Source organism: Mycolicibacterium aromaticivorans JS19b1 = JCM 16368 (assembly GCF_000559085.1).
GTDB classification, from domain to species: Bacteria; Actinomycetota; Actinomycetes; order Mycobacteriales; family Mycobacteriaceae; genus Mycobacterium; species Mycobacterium aromaticivorans.
Genome location: NZ_JALN02000001.1, coordinates 4,569,648 through 4,584,173, shown reverse-complemented (window position 1 = coordinate 4,584,173; position 14,526 = coordinate 4,569,648). Strand labels below are relative to the sequence as shown.

Annotated in this window: 16 protein-coding genes and 1 tRNA gene; 8 read left to right on the top strand and 9 right to left on the bottom strand. The window is 66.3% G+C overall.

Going from position 1 to position 14,526, the window contains the following annotated elements; genetic code table 11:
• Positions 1 to 50 precede the first annotated feature (50 nt).
• The 4 genes from Y900_RS21875 to Y900_RS21860 all read left to right on the top strand — a co-directional run bounded on the left by Y900_RS21875 (position 51) and on the right by Y900_RS21860 (position 3,560).
• A complete protein-coding gene (locus Y900_RS21875) occupies positions 51 to 1,967 on the top strand; it encodes an acyl-CoA dehydrogenase family protein (RefSeq protein ID WP_036344488.1) in 1,917 nt (638 codons plus the stop codon).
• A gap of 98 nt (positions 1,968 to 2,065) precedes the next feature.
• Positions 2,066 to 2,722: a hypothetical protein gene (locus Y900_RS21870; protein ID WP_036347491.1), complete on the top strand. Its 657-nt coding sequence runs from the start codon at positions 2,066 to 2,068 to the stop codon at positions 2,720 to 2,722.
• Complete coding sequence (locus Y900_RS21865) at positions 2,719 to 3,297, top strand: cytochrome c oxidase subunit 3 (protein ID WP_036344486.1); 579 nt, start codon at positions 2,719 to 2,721, stop codon at positions 3,295 to 3,297. The genes Y900_RS21870 and Y900_RS21865 overlap by 4 nt, the downstream gene beginning before the upstream one ends.
• Complete coding sequence (locus Y900_RS21860) at positions 3,297 to 3,560, top strand: cytochrome C oxidase subunit IV family protein (RefSeq protein WP_036344484.1); 264 nt, start codon at positions 3,297 to 3,299, stop codon at positions 3,558 to 3,560. Before Y900_RS21865 ends, Y900_RS21860 begins: the two co-directional genes overlap by 1 nt.
• Before the next feature lie 30 nt (positions 3,561 to 3,590).
• Here Y900_RS21860 and Y900_RS31815 read toward each other — a convergent pair whose 3' ends face one another.
• The 4 genes from Y900_RS31815 to Y900_RS21840 form a co-directional block, all read right to left on the bottom strand.
• Complete coding sequence (locus tag Y900_RS31815) at positions 3,591 to 4,547, bottom strand: hypothetical protein (protein WP_036344482.1); 957 nt, start codon at positions 4,545 to 4,547, stop codon at positions 3,591 to 3,593.
• Positions 4,548 to 4,550: 3 nt separating this feature from the next.
• The gene (locus Y900_RS31810; protein ID WP_036344480.1) at positions 4,551 to 5,198 is read right to left on the bottom strand and encodes a cytochrome b N-terminal domain-containing protein; all 648 of its coding nucleotides are present in this window, start codon (positions 5,196 to 5,198) and stop codon (positions 4,551 to 4,553) included.
• On the bottom strand, positions 5,195 to 5,377 hold the full coding sequence (locus Y900_RS21845; RefSeq protein WP_036344479.1) for a hypothetical protein: 183 nt from the start codon (positions 5,375 to 5,377) through the stop codon (positions 5,195 to 5,197). Before Y900_RS21845 ends, Y900_RS31810 begins: the two co-directional genes overlap by 4 nt.
• Before the next feature lie 371 nt (positions 5,378 to 5,748).
• Positions 5,749 to 5,824: transfer RNA gene (locus Y900_RS21840), tRNA-Asn, on the bottom strand.
• Positions 5,825 to 5,975: 151 nt separating this feature from the next.
• Between Y900_RS21840 and Y900_RS21835 the strand changes: the two genes are divergently transcribed.
• Positions 5,976 to 6,224, top strand: coding sequence for a hypothetical protein (locus Y900_RS21835; protein WP_036344477.1), 249 nt, complete (start codon positions 5,976 to 5,978; stop codon positions 6,222 to 6,224).
• 12 nt (positions 6,225 to 6,236) lie between these two features.
• Here the strand turns inward: Y900_RS21835 and Y900_RS21830 are convergent, their stop codons facing one another.
• Genes Y900_RS21830 through Y900_RS21820 form a run of 3 tightly spaced genes read right to left on the bottom strand, consistent with a single transcriptional unit; the run spans position 6,237 to position 9,828 of the window.
• Positions 6,237 to 6,554, bottom strand: coding sequence for a DUF7155 family protein (locus tag Y900_RS21830; protein WP_036344476.1), 318 nt, complete (start codon positions 6,552 to 6,554; stop codon positions 6,237 to 6,239).
• A 55-nt stretch (positions 6,555 to 6,609) separates the two neighbouring features.
• Positions 6,610 to 8,550 (bottom strand): DNA primase, encoded by a 1,941-nt coding sequence (gene dnaG, locus Y900_RS21825; RefSeq protein WP_036347490.1) that lies wholly within the window; start codon positions 8,548 to 8,550, stop codon positions 6,610 to 6,612.
• 9 nt (positions 8,551 to 8,559) lie between these two features.
• Positions 8,560 to 9,828, bottom strand: a complete 1,269-nt coding sequence (locus Y900_RS21820; protein WP_036347488.1) for a deoxyguanosinetriphosphate triphosphohydrolase — start codon at positions 9,826 to 9,828, stop codon at positions 8,560 to 8,562.
• Positions 9,829 to 9,872: 44 nt separating this feature from the next.
• Here Y900_RS21820 and Y900_RS21815 point away from each other — a divergent pair, with 44 nt between their 5' ends.
• Positions 9,873 to 11,870 (top strand): TPM domain-containing protein, encoded by a 1,998-nt coding sequence (locus Y900_RS21815; RefSeq protein ID WP_036347486.1) that lies wholly within the window; start codon positions 9,873 to 9,875, stop codon positions 11,868 to 11,870.
• A gap of 7 nt (positions 11,871 to 11,877) precedes the next feature.
• On the opposite strand, the gene Y900_RS21810 is transcribed toward Y900_RS21815, so the two are convergent.
• The gene (locus Y900_RS21810; protein WP_237752625.1) at positions 11,878 to 13,287 is read right to left on the bottom strand and encodes a glycine--tRNA ligase; all 1,410 of its coding nucleotides are present in this window, start codon (positions 13,285 to 13,287) and stop codon (positions 11,878 to 11,880) included.
• 128 nt (positions 13,288 to 13,415) lie between these two features.
• On the opposite strand from Y900_RS21810, the gene Y900_RS21805 reads away from it, so the two are divergent.
• Positions 13,416 to 13,721 carry an ArsR/SmtB family transcription factor gene (locus Y900_RS21805; RefSeq protein WP_036344475.1) on the top strand — a complete coding sequence of 102 codons (306 nt, stop codon included), beginning with the start codon at positions 13,416 to 13,418 and terminating at the stop codon, positions 13,719 to 13,721.
• An 11-nt stretch (positions 13,722 to 13,732) separates the two neighbouring features.
• On the top strand, positions 13,733 to 14,140 hold the full coding sequence (locus Y900_RS21800) for a Fur family transcriptional regulator (protein ID WP_036347483.1): 408 nt from the start codon (positions 13,733 to 13,735) through the stop codon (positions 14,138 to 14,140).
• A 1-nt stretch (position 14,141) separates the two neighbouring features.
• Here the strand turns inward: Y900_RS21800 and Y900_RS21795 are convergent, their stop codons facing one another.
• Complete coding sequence (locus tag Y900_RS21795) at positions 14,142 to 14,525, bottom strand: hypothetical protein (RefSeq protein ID WP_036344474.1); 384 nt, start codon at positions 14,523 to 14,525, stop codon at positions 14,142 to 14,144.
• Position 14,526: the final 1 nt, after the last annotated feature.

Genomic DNA, 14,526 nt, shown 5'->3' with positions numbered 1-14,526 from the left:
GTTTGCCACATCCGCGTTTGCCAAATGCGCTGCGTGGATACCTTCATGCCATGACCACCACTGCGGAGCACCTCCGGAACGCGCTCGACGGCCGTTGGCGAGACGTCAAGAACGCCGTGCGAGAGGAACTTTCCACCGAAGTCTTCCGGCCGCACTACACGCCCAACACCGTCATCGCCCGCGCGAAGGTGGCTGAGCAGATGAAGATCATGGCGGCCAAAGGCGCCGCCGAGGACGGCTTCCGCAAGGAGCACGGCGGCAACGGTGATGTGGGCGCCGCCGTCACTCGCATCGAGATGCTCGCGATGTCCGACCTGTCGCTGATGGTCAAGGCCGGCGTGCAGTGGGGCTTGTTCGGCGGCGCCGTCGAGAACCTCGGCACCGAGCGCCACCACAAGGCCTACGTCCAGCGCATCATCGACCTGGACCTGATGGGCTGCTTCGGCATGACCGAGACCGGGCACGGCAGCGATGTCCAGGCGTTGGAGACCACCGCCACCTACGATCCGGCGACCCAGGAGTTCGTGATCAACTCCCCCACGCCGACGTCGCGCAAGGACTATATCGGCGGTGCGGCCGAAACCGCAAAGGTATCAGCGGTTTTCGCACAGCTGATCACAGGAGGCGAATCGCACGGCGTGCATTGTTTCGTCGTTCCACTGCGGGACGAGGACGGCAATGACCTGCCCGGCATCACCACCTCGGATTGCCACTACAAGGGCGGCCTCCCCGGCGTCGACAACGGCCGGATCATGTTCGACAACGTCCGTATCCCCCGCGACAACCTGCTGAACAAGTACGGCGACGTCGCCGCCGACGGCACCTACTCGTCCCCCATCGAGAACGTGAACCGGCGTTTCTTCACCATGTTGGGCACCCTGATCCGCGGCCGGGTCACCGTCGGTGGCAGCGCGGCGGCCGCGGGGCGGGTGGCCTTGGACATCGCGGTGCGATATGCCTTGCAGCGCAAGCAGTTCAGTGCACCCGATGACGACGACGAAGTGCTGATCATGGATTACCTGGTGCACCAGCGCCGGTTGTTCCCGCTGATCGCCCGCTCCTATGCGTTGCAGTTCGCCCAGAACGAGTTGGTGGCCCGGTTGCACGACCTGCAGACCTCGGACAACCCCGACGCCGAGGAACAGCGCGAGCTCGAATCCCGGGCGGCCGGGCTGAAGGCGGCCAACACCTGGCACACCAGCACCGCCATCCAGGAGGCTCGCGAAGCATGCGGTGGCGCAGGCTATCTCGCGGAGAACCGGCTGATCGCGCTGCGCGCCGACACGGACGTGTTCACCACGTTCGAAGGCGACAACCATGTGCTCACCCAACTGGTCGCCAAGGAACTGCTGACCGCCTACGCCGACGACATCAAGGGGATGAGCCCGGTGGAGTGGGTGCGCTTCGCTGCCAACTTCGCCGGCGACCGCGTGCTGAAAAGGACTGCGGCCGAGGCGATCATGCAGACCATCCTCGATTCCCGCCAGGACAACGAGGAAGAGGGCAGCCTGTTCAACCGCGGCACCCAGGTCAAGATGTTCGAGGACCGGGAGGAGTACCTGCTGGCATCGGTGGCGCGCCGGCTGCAACGCAAGTCCAAGGAGATGTCTGCGTTCGACGCCTTCAATTCCGTGCAGGATCACGTGCTGCACACCGCCAAGGCGCACATCGACCGGATTGTGCTCGAGGCCTTCGTCGCTGGTATAGACGCCTGCGAGGACGAGGACGCCCGCAACATCCTCGGCATGGTGTGCGACCTGTACGCCCTGTCGGTGATCGAGGATGACAAGGCGTGGTTCATCGAGCACCGGTTCCTGTCCACCGAGCGGGCCAAGGCCGTGACCCGCGGCATCAACCAACGCTGCCGCGATCTTCGGCCGCACGCCGAGCTGCTGGTCGACGGATTCGGGATTCCCGAACAACTGCGGTACGCGGAGATGCTGCACCCGGAGAACATCCTCGACTGACGGTTTTGACACTTTTGACAAAACTACTGGTGTGACTCGGTAAGGTCGCGGCCGTGGAGCTCACGCTGCAGCGCATCGGCGCATGGTGCGGAACGATCATGATCGTGCTGTACGGCACCTGCATGTCCGGGTTGGCGCGGCTGTTCCCGCCGATCTCCCCGGTGTTGTCGCCGACGGAGGTCGCCGACTTCTTCATCGACCACAAGATCTGGGTCCGCATCGGTATCGCAGGCTGCCTGATGACATCGGTGATCGCCCTGCCCTTCCTGGCCACCATCGTGCTGCGGATCCGCCGCGTCGAAGGACGCTGGGGCATGTTGTCGATGACGCAGTTGTTCGCGGCGACGATATTCGTTCCCGCACTGCTGTTCCCGTTCCTCGTGCTGGCCGCGGCGGCGTTTCGGCCCGAGAGCAGGTCGCCGGAGATCACCCAGGCGCTCAACGACGTGTTCTGGCTGATGTTCATCGGCATCGTCGGCACGATCATCATGCAGAACATCACGCTGGCGATCGCGTCGTTCATCGACAGCACCGAACCGCAGACCTTCCCCCGCTGGTACGGCTACCTGAACCTGTGGGTGGCGCTGCTGTCGCTGCCGGGCTGCGTGGTGGTGGTGTTCAACGACGGCCCGCTGGCCTGGCACGGGGTGTTCGCGTTCTACATCCCCGGGCTGGCGCTGACGGTGTGGATGTTCAGCACCACCTACGTGCTCAACCGCGGCATCAAGGCGCAGCAACGCGCCGAACAAGCATGACGGCGGGTACCACCACCGCCGGCCGCCGCATCCCGGGCGAACAGGGAACCTGGGTCTTCCTGCTCGGCGACATGCTGGTGTTCGCGGCCTTTTTCGCCACGTTCATGGTCGAAAGATCAAAGGCGCCAGAGGTTTTCGACGCCGCCCGTAAAACGTTGCATGTCAACATCGGGTTGGTCAACACGCTGGTGCTGTTGACCAGCTCGCTGTTCGTGGTGGCAGCGATCGGTGGTCTGCGAACGGGCGCGAGGGCGATCGCCGCCCGGGCCCTGGTGATCGCGGCCGGCTGCGGCGTGGTGTTCGTGGCGCTGAAGGTGACCGAGTACGTCCTGCTGGTTCGAGACGGGCACACTGCCGGCGTCAATCACTTCTACCTGTACTACTTCATCCTCACCGGCCTGCACATGCTGCACGTCTGCATCGGCATCGTGGTGCTGGCGGCGATGATGACCCAGACGCGGCGCACCGAGCTGTCGGCGACCCGGTTGGCGGTCATCGAAGGCGGCGGCTGCTTCTGGCACCTGGTCGACCTGCTGTGGATCGTCCTGTTCCCTCTCCTGTACCTGGTGAGCTGATGCTGCAGTTGATGCGTAACCGGGCCGGCGTCAGCTGGCTGATCCTGGTGGCCGCCACGCTGGCGTCGTTCGCGCTGGGTGCCGAGCACGGCACCGGCTCGCTGGTGGCGATCGCGGTGCTGGCGATCGCGGCGATCAAGGTGCGGCTGGTGGGCCTGGACTTCATGGAGTTACGGCATGCGCCGATCCCGCTGCGGGTGGCGTTCGAGGTCTACTGCGTGGCGTTGTGGGCGCTGCTGTCCGGCCTGTACCTGTGGCTGTGACGCGAGGCGCGAGCGCAGCGCACGCGACCGCTACGACGTCTTGATGCGGCGGTAGTAGTTCCGCCAGACCAGCCGGTGAATCGGAATCCACCGTGGGATCGAACGCAGCCCGGGGATGAAGGGCACGAACAGCAGCAACAGTGTCAGCAGCATCATCGTGCCCCAGACCAGCGCGTCGGCATTACCTGACGTCGAGAATGGCGGAACCTGGTACCAGAAGGTGTATAGCCACATCCATGGCTGGCCAGGGGCATTGCCCACTTCATTCATCATTCCCCACTGGTCGCCGGCGAGATGCTTGGCGCGAGCCTGATCCTCGAGGTAGGCGCCGTCGGAGAGCAGCAGCAGCGAGCGGGTTGCGTCGCCGCCGTAAAAGTTGCCCGACGAGGTCAGCGCGCCTTCGAGGCCGCCGGTCTGTGCGACTCCGAGGAATGCGCTCGCCAGCGTCGGCACCGGGCCGTACTCGCCAGGGGCGACCTTGGCAGGATCGCCACCCGCCCCGGTGGCCGGTTGATCGTCCGCGGCCGCGGTGCCGATGGCATCCGAGTAATCGGTCGCCCACTTGGTGCGTTGGTCAGGCGCAGCAGCGTTCCACTCTTGCAATGCGGCGGTGAGGTTCGGGTTGTTGGCGATGCCGCTGAGCGGATCCAGCACCAGGCTTGCGGAATCCACGGGAAGCCGGACACCGCCCAACTTCTGCAGCGGCAGGGGCCCGAGTTTCTGGCCTTCGGAGGCGCTGTTGTACGGGGGGCCGTAGCCGGCGCTGGTGGTCGTGCCCGCGAGTTCACCGACCGCGGTGGCGACCACGTCATCCGGCGCGGCCTGGGCCCAGCCCAACATGGTGACGGGCTTCTCGTCCGGCGAGGAGAAGATTGCGGCGAGCCCGATGCTGAGGACCAGCACCACCGCAAGCGCGACGGCGAACTCTTTGACGAGATCGTAGGACCGGGTGGGAAAGTCGTGCGAATCTGGCGTTCTCCTAGCCATGGCTCAGCCTTCCCCGACTACGTCGATAGGAGGCACAACTCCGTGGCGCCGGACCAGGATCACATGCACCAGCGTGATGACGACGACGATCAGGGGCAGCAAGACGATGTGCCACATCAACATCTGTCCCGGGTTGAGCACGTTGAACCAGGCACCAACACCGACCGAGTTCAAGCCGTCCTTGGCCTGACCGGCGATCCACTGCGAGTCGAAGTTGGACTGAGCCAGGAACCCGGTGAACGAGGTCCCGATCGAGATGAGGAACAGCACAACGCCGGTCATCCATGTCCACGACCGCCCGCCGCGCCAGGCCGCCATCCAGAATTTCCCCCACAGGTGAATGACCATGAATCCGAAGAGCAATTGCACGCTCCACAGATGCACGGAATTGGTGTAGTGCCCCAGTCCGGATACGTGCCACCACATTGGGCCGCCCACTGCGAGTACGCACCCGGACGCGATTACGATGACCAGCGCTGCCAGCGTCAGCACCCCGAAGACATAGATCCATGACGCGACGTAGACCGGCTGCCTGTCGGGCAGCGCCTGGCCGGGCGGAACCAGGCCGACGATCCATTTACGAGTTCGGGTCGTCCAGTTCGACGTTTCGCTCGCGGGGGCTTGCGGCGGCTCGGTGGCGGTGGTCGTCATTGCGGCCCACGTTCATCGTCGGCGCTTTCGCCGTGCGACGGGAATGGGATCACCAGGGCGAGGATGAAAACCAGCATCATCACGGCGATGATGGTCAGATTGGTCACCGATATCTGGATGACGCCCCAATGAACGTATCGGCCGGCGCTCTCCGCCAGGACGCTCAAACCACTTGCCATGGTTTACCTTGCTTCTGCGTTGCATGCGTGGTCGAGGACCACCCGAACGTAACGACGGCTTCTTTGAGGGTTCGAATATGCGCTGGCCGCCAGGAACACATCGAAAATGCATCGATGCCGCACCCCGCCGCGACTTCGATGAAAGCTCAATTGAATTGACGGCCCGGATGCCGGTTGCTCCGCAGGCGGTGCCGAACACAGCGGCGACACCCATAGTTATTGCGCGTCACTGTGTTTCACGTTGTTCGCGCGAATGGCGTTCAGCTTCGGACCTCCCGGGACCGGCCTGCGGTTGCGCGGCGGCCCGGTGCGATCGGGGCGGTGACCGCATCCAAGGCTATCCCCTCGGGATCGCGGAAACGCCTTTGACCTGGCTCCCCCGCTTGGACTCGAACCAAGAACCGTCCGATTAACAGTCGGAAGCTCTGCCAATTGAGCTACAGGGGACTATCTGCTGCCCGCGTGAGTGCCTTCGCGCTGATGCGGACCGGAAAGTGACTCTAGCTTACCGGGGACCCCGGATGCCAAACCGGCGGGCGCGCGCCAACACAGGTACGTCAGGCAGGATGGAGGGGCGAGAATTCAGGAAGGGAACCCAGTGATCCAGTATCTGGCCGTGCTCGGCGTGGGTTATGTGTTGGGCACCAAGGCTGGCCGTAAGCGCTACGAGCAGATCGTCGGCACCTACCGCGCCATCACCGACAATCCCGCCACCAAAACCGTGATCGACGCAGGACGCCGCAAGCTCGCCGACCGGGTGTCACCTGATCCGGACCCGAAGATGGTCACGCTGACCGAGATCGACGCCAACACCACCGTCGTCGAGCCGCAGCGGTCGGAGAAATAGGAGCCGGGAAACCTAGCCCATCGGGATGCTGATGGTCTGACCCGGCAGAAGCGGGCCGGTGCTCACACCGACACCGCCACCGGGCATCGACCCCGCGTTGGGACCGTAGACGCCGAGCTGCGGGGTTCCGACACTCACGTTGTTGTTCGAGTACGACAGGCACTGCCCGTCGCCGCGCGACCCGAACCAGGCCAGGCAGGTGCCGCCGGTAGCCGTGGTGGTCGACGGGGTGGAGTGCTCCAGTGCCACCAGGGCCGGCACCGCAGCCACGGCCACGGCAAGCGCACCGAAGGTGGCGATACGCCGGGCACGAGAGTTCGCGGTAGTCATATCTGACCTTTCGCCGGAGACAGGCAGCGCGTTAACCATAACCCGATGGGAGTTTTCACGCAGTGAGGTCATCGCCGCTGGCTTGTTCCAGCAGACTGCGCCGATACGCCTCCAACGCGACCAGGTCACCGAAGAGTGCGTGGTACTCGTCGCCCTGCTCCACCGGCGACATCCGCTGCAGCTTGGACTTGACCTCGGCGACCTGACGGCCCACCCAGACCTCCTGTAGGCGGGCCAGCACGCCGCCGACGTACCGCGGCAGCTTCTCTTCCTCCTCGACCCGGATCGCCTCGACCCCGAGCTCGGTGATCAGGCCTTCGGTCAGCGGCGCACCGGCACGTTCGCGCACGGTATCGATCCACTGGGCTCCGACAATGCCCGACGAGGTCCCGCCGGCGGCCTCGATCGCGATCCGCACCGCCGCGTAGCCGGGGTGGGTGAAACTCTCCACGGTCAGCGAGTCGAACACCGGGCCGGCCAGCGCCGGGTACTGCAAGGCGGCTTTGAGCGCCTCCCGCTGCGGCCACAGGGTCGGGTCGCGCGGGTCGGGACGCCGGGCCCCGGCGTCGGTGACCTTGGTGCGGGCGGGCGCGGCGCGCTTGTTGTCGCGCCCGGCCGGCTTGTGACCGGCTTCCTCGCGCACCCGCGCGATCACCTGGGCGACGTCGTCCCAACCCACCCAGCCGGCGAGCTGCCGGGCGTACTCGTCGCGCAGTGTGGGGTCTTTGATCTGGGCGACCATCGGCACGCAGCGGCGTAACGCCGCCACCCGGCCCTCGGCGGATTCCAGATCGTGCTCGGCCAGTGCCGTGCGGATCGCGAACTCGAACAGCGGCGTGCGCCGTGCCACCAGGTCGCGCAGCGCGCCGTCGCCGAAATGGAGCCTGACGTCGCACGGGTCCATCCCGGCCAATTTTTCTTCCGAGGCCACCGCCACGAAGCTCTGTCCGGCCAGGTTCTGCTCGCCGGCGAACGCTTTGAGCGCGGCCGCACGCCCGGCCGCGTCGCCGTCGAAGACGTAGATCAGTTCGCCCCGAAAGAACTTGTCGTCCATCATCAGCCGCCGCAGCATCGACAGGTGCTCGTCTCCGAACGCGGTGCCGCAGGAGGCGACCGCGGTGGTGACACCGGCCAGATGCATGGCCATCACGTCGGTGTAGCCCTCGACGACGACGGCCTGATGCCCCTTGGCGATATCGCGCTTGGCGAGGTCGATCCCGAACAGCACGTTGGACTTCTTGTAGAGCACGGTCTCGGGCGTGTTGACGTACTTGGCTTCCATTTGGTCGTCGGCGAAGATTCGGCGGGCGCCGAAGCCGACGGTCTCACCGCTGGCGGTGCGGATCGGCCACAGCAGCCTGCGGTGGAAGCGATCCATCGGCCCGCGCCTGCCCTCACGCGACAGCCCGGCCGCCTCGAGCTCCTTGAACTCGAAGCCCTTGCGGATCAGATGCTTGGTCAGCGAATCCCATCCCGACGGCGCGAACCCGCAGCCGAACTGGCGCGCCGACGCGGCGTCGAAATTCCGCTCGGTCAGGTACTGCCGCGCAGGCGCAGCCTCCTCGGATTCCAGTGCGGCAGCATAGAATTCCTGCGCGGCAGCGTTCGCGGCGATCAACCGGCTGCGGCTGCCACGGTCGCGCTGAACGCTGGTGCCGCCGCCGCTGTAGGTCACGGTGTAGCCGACGCGGTCGGCCAGCATCTCGACGGCCTCGACGAAGCTGACGTGCTCGATCTTCTGGATGAAGGCGTAGGCGTCGCCGCCCTCGCCGCAGCCGAAGCAGTGGAAATGACCGTGGTTGGGCCGCACGTGGAACGACGGCGACTTCTCGTCGTGGAACGGGCACAGACCCTTCATCGAATCAGCACCGGCCCGGCGCAACTGCACGTAGTCACCGACGACGTCCTCGATGCGGACCTGGTCGCGGATCGCGGCGATGTCGCGTTCGGAGATCCGGCCCTTGCGGTCTCCACCTCCGCTCACCGCTGTCGTCATCGGCACAGTCTAGGACGCGGGTCCACCGGCGATGTGCGCGTCGATGCGCTCCACCCGGCCTTCGGTGTACGACGCGAGCTGGTCGACGACCACCCGCATCCGCGCGGCATCGTCAGCGGCGGCGGTGAACTCCGGAGCGAACACCGGATCGAGTGTCGCGGGCGCGCCGTCGAGCAGCCAGTTCGCCACCCGGTGGATGCGTTCCCGTTGCTGCGCCTGCAATTCCAGGTGCCGCGGGTCGGACATGATGAACTGCAGCGCCAGCGTCTTGAGTAGCGCCACCTCGGCGCGGACCGTCGCGGGTACCTGTAGATCCGCCTGATAGCGCACCAGCGGCTGCGGCCCGGCGACCTCGTGGGTGAGCCGAACCGCCGCGGAGGCGAATCGGCCGACCAGTTCACTGGTCAGCCGCTTGAGTGCCACCGACGCCGCGAGCGTGCCGTCGTACTTGCCGACCCCGGCGACCACCGGCAGCTGGGACAACCGCTGGGCGGCGGCCTCGAGATCGACGGCGGCGATCGTGCTGGACTTGCCCAACGTGCCCAGAGCGGCCGCGGCGTCGGAGTCGGCCAGCACCCGCAGGTCGATCCGGCCCGACACCACGCCGTCTTCGACGTCGTGCACGGAGTAGGCCACGTCGTCAGCCCAGTCCATCACCTGGGACTCCAGGCACGGGCGTCGCGACGGCGCAATGTCTCGCACCCACTCGGCGAGAGTGCGGTCGTCTTCGTAGAAGCCGAACTTGCGCACGCCCCGTTCACGAAACCACGGATACTTCGTGACAGCGTCCAGCCCCGCACGGGTCAGGTTCAGGCCGACGCTGCGCCCTTGTGCATCAAGCACTTTCGGTTCGATGCGGGTCAGGATGCGAAAGTTCTGGGCGTTGCCTTCGAAGCCCCCGCAAGCGGCCGCGAACTCGTCGAGCGCACGTTCCCCGTTGTGGCCGTACGGCGGGTGGCCGATGTCGTGGGCCAGACCGGCCATATCCACCAGGTCGGCGTCACATCCCAGCGGCAGCGCCATCCCCCGCCCGATCTGGGCGACCTCCAGCGAATGCGTCAGCCTGGTGCGCGGGTTTTCACTCTCCCGCGGACCGACCACCTGAGTCTTGTCGGCCAGCCTGCGAAGAGCGGCGCAGTGCAGCACGCGCGCACGGTCGCGGGCGAAGTCGGTGCGGTGCTCCGTCGACGTACCGGGCAACCCGGCAGTCTTCGGCGGCTCGTGCACCACCCGCTCACGGTCGGCCTCGTCGTAGTGGCCGTGCTCATTCGTTGTCACCGACGCACAGTCTGCCAGCACCGGCCCCACTACATTTGACGGTCTTGCGCCTCGCTCGTCTGTTCAGCCTGCTCGCGGCCATCCTGACCACCGCCACTCTGGTGGCACCCGCCGCGACGGCCGAGCCGCCGTTTCGGCTGCCGGACTACGTCACCGACAACGCCGGCGTCCTGGCCGGCGGCCAACTGGCCAGCGTGCAGAACGCCGTCGACACCCTCTACCGCGAGCGGAAGGTGCGGTTGTGGGTGGTCTTCGTCGACTCCTTCGCCCCCAAGAGTGCGGTGGGCTGGACCGAGGAAACCCGCGTGGCCAGCGATCTGAGTAACCAGGACGCGATTCTGGCGGTCGCGACCGGGCAGCGCTCCTACGCCTTCCTGGTACCCACCGCGGCGGCCGGCGGCGCGAAAATCGACGACCTGCGCCACGACAAGATCGAGCCCGCCCTGCACAACGGCGACTGGGCGGGCGCCGCGATCGCGGCGGCCGACGGCCTGGCGGCCAAGACCACCAGCGCCGGCGGCTTCGCGCTATTGCCGCTGGTGATCATTCTGGGCGTCATCGTGCTGGCGGTGGTGGTCTTGCTGGTGTGGAGCCGCCGGCGGCGGCGCAAGCGGCACGAGGCCGAGGTGGCCGCCGCCAAGCGCGTCGACCCCACCGATCCGAATGCCCTGGCTTCGGTTCCAGTCGACGCACTCGACGAGTTGTCCCGCTCGATCGTCGTCGACGTCGACAATGCCGTTCGCACGAGCTCCAACGAATTGACCTTGGCAGAAGAGGAATTCGGTGAGCAGCAGACCCAACCCTTCGCACGCGCCGTCGAGAACGCCAAGGCCACCCTGCAACAGGCGTTCACCGTGCGCCAACAGCTCGACGACGCGGTGCCCGAAACCCCGGCCGAGCGCCGCGACCTGCTCACCCGGGTGGTGGTCGCCGCCGCGCGGGCCAACCGTGAGTTGGACGCCCAGACCCAGGCGTTCCATCAGCTGCGAGATCTCGTCATCAACGCACCCGACCGGCTGGACATACTGACCCAGAAGCTGGTCGACGTCAGCGCCCGCATCGATCCCGCCGAGGGCACATTGGCACAGCTGCACACCGAATTCGCCGAGTCGGCGCTGGTTTCGGTGGCGCGCAACGCCGCCGCCGCCAAGGAACGGCTGGACTTCGCCGACCAATCGATCAGCCGGGCCCGCGAGCTGGTGGCCAAACCGGTGGCCGGCGAGCAGAGCGAATTGGTCGATTGCGTGCGCGGCGCGGAAGCCGCTCTGCAGCAGGCCAGTTCGATGCTCGATGCGGTCGACAGCGCGGCCAGCGATATCAGGCGCGCGGTCGCTACCTTGCCTGCGGCGATCGCCGACACCCAGCAGGGCATCAACCAGGCCGTGGCTCAGCTGACCCAGGGCGGACTGTCCAACACCGCCGAGCTGACGGCCGCCCGCGACGCCGCGGTCGCGGCGGTGGCCGCGGCACAGACCAACGGATCTGCCGACCCGCTGGGGGCGTTCACCCAGCTGACCCAGGCCGACGCCGATCTGGACCGGCTACTGGCCAGCGTGGCCGAGGAACGCGAGAACGCCGAACGGCTGGGCCGGTCCTACGACCAGGCACTGTTCACCGCGCAGTCGCGGGTGCGTTCGGTGGCCGACTACGTCGACACCCGCCGCGGCAGTGTCGGGCCCGAGGCCCGCACCCGGCTCAACGAGGCGGTGCGCCAACTCGAGGCCGCGCAGGCCAAACGGAAGACCAATGTCACCGAAGCGATCGCGCATGCCAATGGTGCGTCGATGCTGGCTGCCCAAGCTCAGCAGCTGGCCAACAACGACGTCCAGTCCGCGCAGCGCACCTATATGAATCACTATGGCGGCGTTGGCGGTTCGTCGAACATGGGCGCCGTCATCGGCGGCATCATCCTCGGCAACATCTTGTCCGGCGGTATGCGCGGCGGATTCGGCGGTGGCGGCGGATGGTCGTCGACGACCTTCGGCGGATCGTCAGGCGGCTCCGACGGCGGCGGGATGCTGGGCGGCGGCGGCCGTTTCTAGGCCGCTTCTAGCCCTTCAGCCGGGTGGCCAGGTAGTCGACCACCGAGTCGATGCCGATGCGCTCCTGCGTCATCTGGTCGCGCTCGCGGACGGTCACCGCGTGATCCTCCAGGGAATCGAAGTCGACCGTCACGCAGTACGGCGTGCCGATCTCGTCCTGGCGGCGATAGCGGCGGCCGATCGCACCGGCGTCGTCGAACTCGATGTTCCAGTTCTTGCGCAACTCCGCGGCCAGATCCTTGGCCTTCGGGCTGAGATCGGCGTGCCGCGACAGCGGTAGTACCGCCGCCTTCACCGGCGCCAGCCGCGGGTCCAATCGCAGCACCGTGCGCTTGTCCACCCCGCCCTTGGCGTTCGGCGCCTCGTCCTCAGCGTAGGCGTCGACGAGGAACGCCATGAACGAACGGGTAAGTCCCGCTGCGGGTTCGATGACGTACGGGACGTAGCGGGTGTCGGCGGCCTGGTCGTAGAACGACAGGTCGGTGCCGGAATGGTGTGAGTGCGTCTTGAGATCGAAGTCGGTGCGGTTGGCGATGCCTTCGAGCTCGCCCCACGGGTTGCCCTGGAAACCGAACTTGTACTCGATGTCGGTGGTGCCCGCCGAGTAATGCGACAGCTTCTCCTTGGGGTGCTCGAAGAGCCTGAGGTTGTCGCGGTTGATGCCGAGGTCGATGTACCACTGCAGCCGGGTGTCGATCCAGTACCGGTGCCACTCGGGTGCGGTGGCGGGCTCGACGAAGAACTCCATCTCCATCTGCTCGAACTCGCGGGTGCGGAAGATGAAGTTGCCGGGGGTGATCTCGTTGCGGAAACTCTTGCCGATCTGGCCGATGCCGAACGGCGGCTTCTTGCGCGAGGTGGTCACCACGTTGGCGAAGTTCACGAAGATGCCCTGCGCGGTCTCCGGCCGCAGGTAGTGCATGCCCTCCTCGGCTTCGATCGGCCCGAGGTAGGTCTTGAGCATCATGTTGAATTCGCGGGGCTCGGTCCACTGGCCCTTGGTGCCGCAGTCCGGGCAGACGATCTCCGTCATGGCGACCGATTCGGGGTCCACTGGGACCTTGTCTTTGGTCGCCTTCTTCTCTGCGTACGCCTCCTGCAGGTGATCCTGACGGTGGCGCTTGTGGCAGTTGAGGCACTCGATGAGTGGATCGTTGAACACCTCGACGTGACCGGAGGCGACCCACACCTCGCGCGGCAGGATGATCGAGCTGTCCAGGCCGACGACGTCGTCGCGGCCGGTCACCACCGACCGCCACCACTGCCGCTTGATGTTCTCCTTGAGCTCCACACCCAGTGGGCCGTAGTCCCATGCCGATTTGGTCCCGCCGTAGATCTCGCCGGCTGGATAGACCAAGCCACGACGCTTAGCCAGGTTGACGACGGAATCGATGACGGACGCCACGGTGGGTGCCACTCCTGTTCTGTGAACGGACAACAGTCCCATAGCCTAGCGACCTCTCACCGGACCCTTTGACATGCGTGATCATGCATGGAAAAGTGTTAGCCAACTGGAAATCGTTTCCAATAACGGGGAGGTGCGCAATGACCACCGCCACCGACCATGCTGCGCTGCTGGAACGCGCCGGTGAACTGTTGCGCGCGCTGGCCGCCCCGGTGCGTATCGCGATCGTTCTGCAACTTCGGGAGTCCCGGCGGTGCGTGCACGAGCTCGTCGACGCCCTCGACGTCCCGCAGCCCCTCGTGAGCCAGCACCTGCGAATCCTGAAGGCGGCCGGAGTGGTCGCCGGCGAGCGATCCGGGCGGGAAGTGATGTACCGGCTGGTCGATGAGCACCTGGCCGAGATCGTCGTCGCCGCCATCAGCCACGCCGGCGAGGGGCACTCGTGACCGGAGCAGACATCCGTCCGCGCGCCGGCGCGGGCGGGGTGCGCGCCACTCGTCAGCGGGCGTCCATCATCGCGCTGCTCGACACCGTCGACGAGTTCCGCTCGGCGCAGGAGTTGCACGACGAGCTGCGCCGCCGCGGTGAGAACATCGGGCTGACCACGGTGTACCGGACGCTGCAGTCACTGTCGGCGGCCGAGCTGGTGGACATGGTGCGCACCGATACCGGGGAGTCGGTCTACCGGCGCTGCGCCGGCGCGGACCATCACCATCATCTCGTGTGCCGCAGTTGCGGTGCAGCGGTGGAGGTCAGCGGCCGCGAAGTTGAAGCCTGGGCCGCGGAAGTGGCTGCCGAGCATGGTTTTTCGGACGTCAGCCACACGATCGAGCTATTTGGCACCTGCGGGCAGTGCCGAGGCTGAGTTAGTCGACGAGCGCGCGACGGGCGTCGGCCCCGCCGGCGAGCACCATCAGCACCAGCGTCTGCAGCGCATGATCGGCCAGCCCATCGCCGGGAAAGTTGTAGCGCAGCATGATGTCGCCCTTCTTACCGGACTCGACGAGCGTCACCGTCCCCAGCATCGTCAACTGTGCTTGCGCGGCAACACGTTTGCGAAGGTCGGCAGTCGGCTGCAGATCCCAGCCGAGGACCTGCGTCACCGACACCATCTCGATGTCCTCGGCAATGGTGACCGTCCGCAGCGAGGCGAACGTGCCGTCATAGCGCACCGTCAGCGCACCGTCCGACTCCACCTCCACCGGCACGACCGCGCTCAGTGCATCGGCCAACCGGGTGTCGAGTCCCATC

Bases quoted from the DNA above. Each gene is read 5' to 3' on its own strand.
- Y900_RS21875 (WP_036344488.1), top strand. From the start codon at position 51: ATGACCACCACTGCGGAGCACCTCCGGAACGCGCTCGACGGCCGTTGG.
- Y900_RS21870 (WP_036347491.1), top strand. From the start codon at position 2,066: ATGATCGTGCTGTACGGCACCTGCATGTCCGGGTTGGCGCGGCTGTTC.
- Y900_RS21865 (WP_036344486.1), top strand. From the start codon at position 2,719: ATGACGGCGGGTACCACCACCGCCGGCCGCCGCATCCCGGGCGAACAG.
- Y900_RS21860 (WP_036344484.1), top strand. From the start codon at position 3,297: ATGCTGCAGTTGATGCGTAACCGGGCCGGCGTCAGCTGGCTGATCCTG.
- Y900_RS31815 (WP_036344482.1), bottom strand. From the start codon at position 4,547: ATGGCTAGGAGAACGCCAGATTCGCACGACTTTCCCACCCGGTCCTAC.
- Y900_RS31810 (WP_036344480.1), bottom strand. From the start codon at position 5,198: ATGACGACCACCGCCACCGAGCCGCCGCAAGCCCCCGCGAGCGAAACG.
- Y900_RS21845 (WP_036344479.1), bottom strand. From the start codon at position 5,377: ATGGCAAGTGGTTTGAGCGTCCTGGCGGAGAGCGCCGGCCGATACGTT.
- Y900_RS21830 (WP_036344476.1), bottom strand. From the start codon at position 6,554: ATGACTACCGCGAACTCTCGTGCCCGGCGTATCGCCACCTTCGGTGCG.
- dnaG (WP_036347490.1), bottom strand. From the start codon at position 8,550: ATGACGACAGCGGTGAGCGGAGGTGGAGACCGCAAGGGCCGGATCTCC.
- Y900_RS21805 (WP_036344475.1), top strand. From the start codon at position 13,416: ATGACCACCGCCACCGACCATGCTGCGCTGCTGGAACGCGCCGGTGAA.
- Y900_RS21795 (WP_036344474.1), bottom strand. From the start codon at position 14,525: ATGGGACTCGACACCCGGTTGGCCGATGCACTGAGCGCGGTCGTGCCG.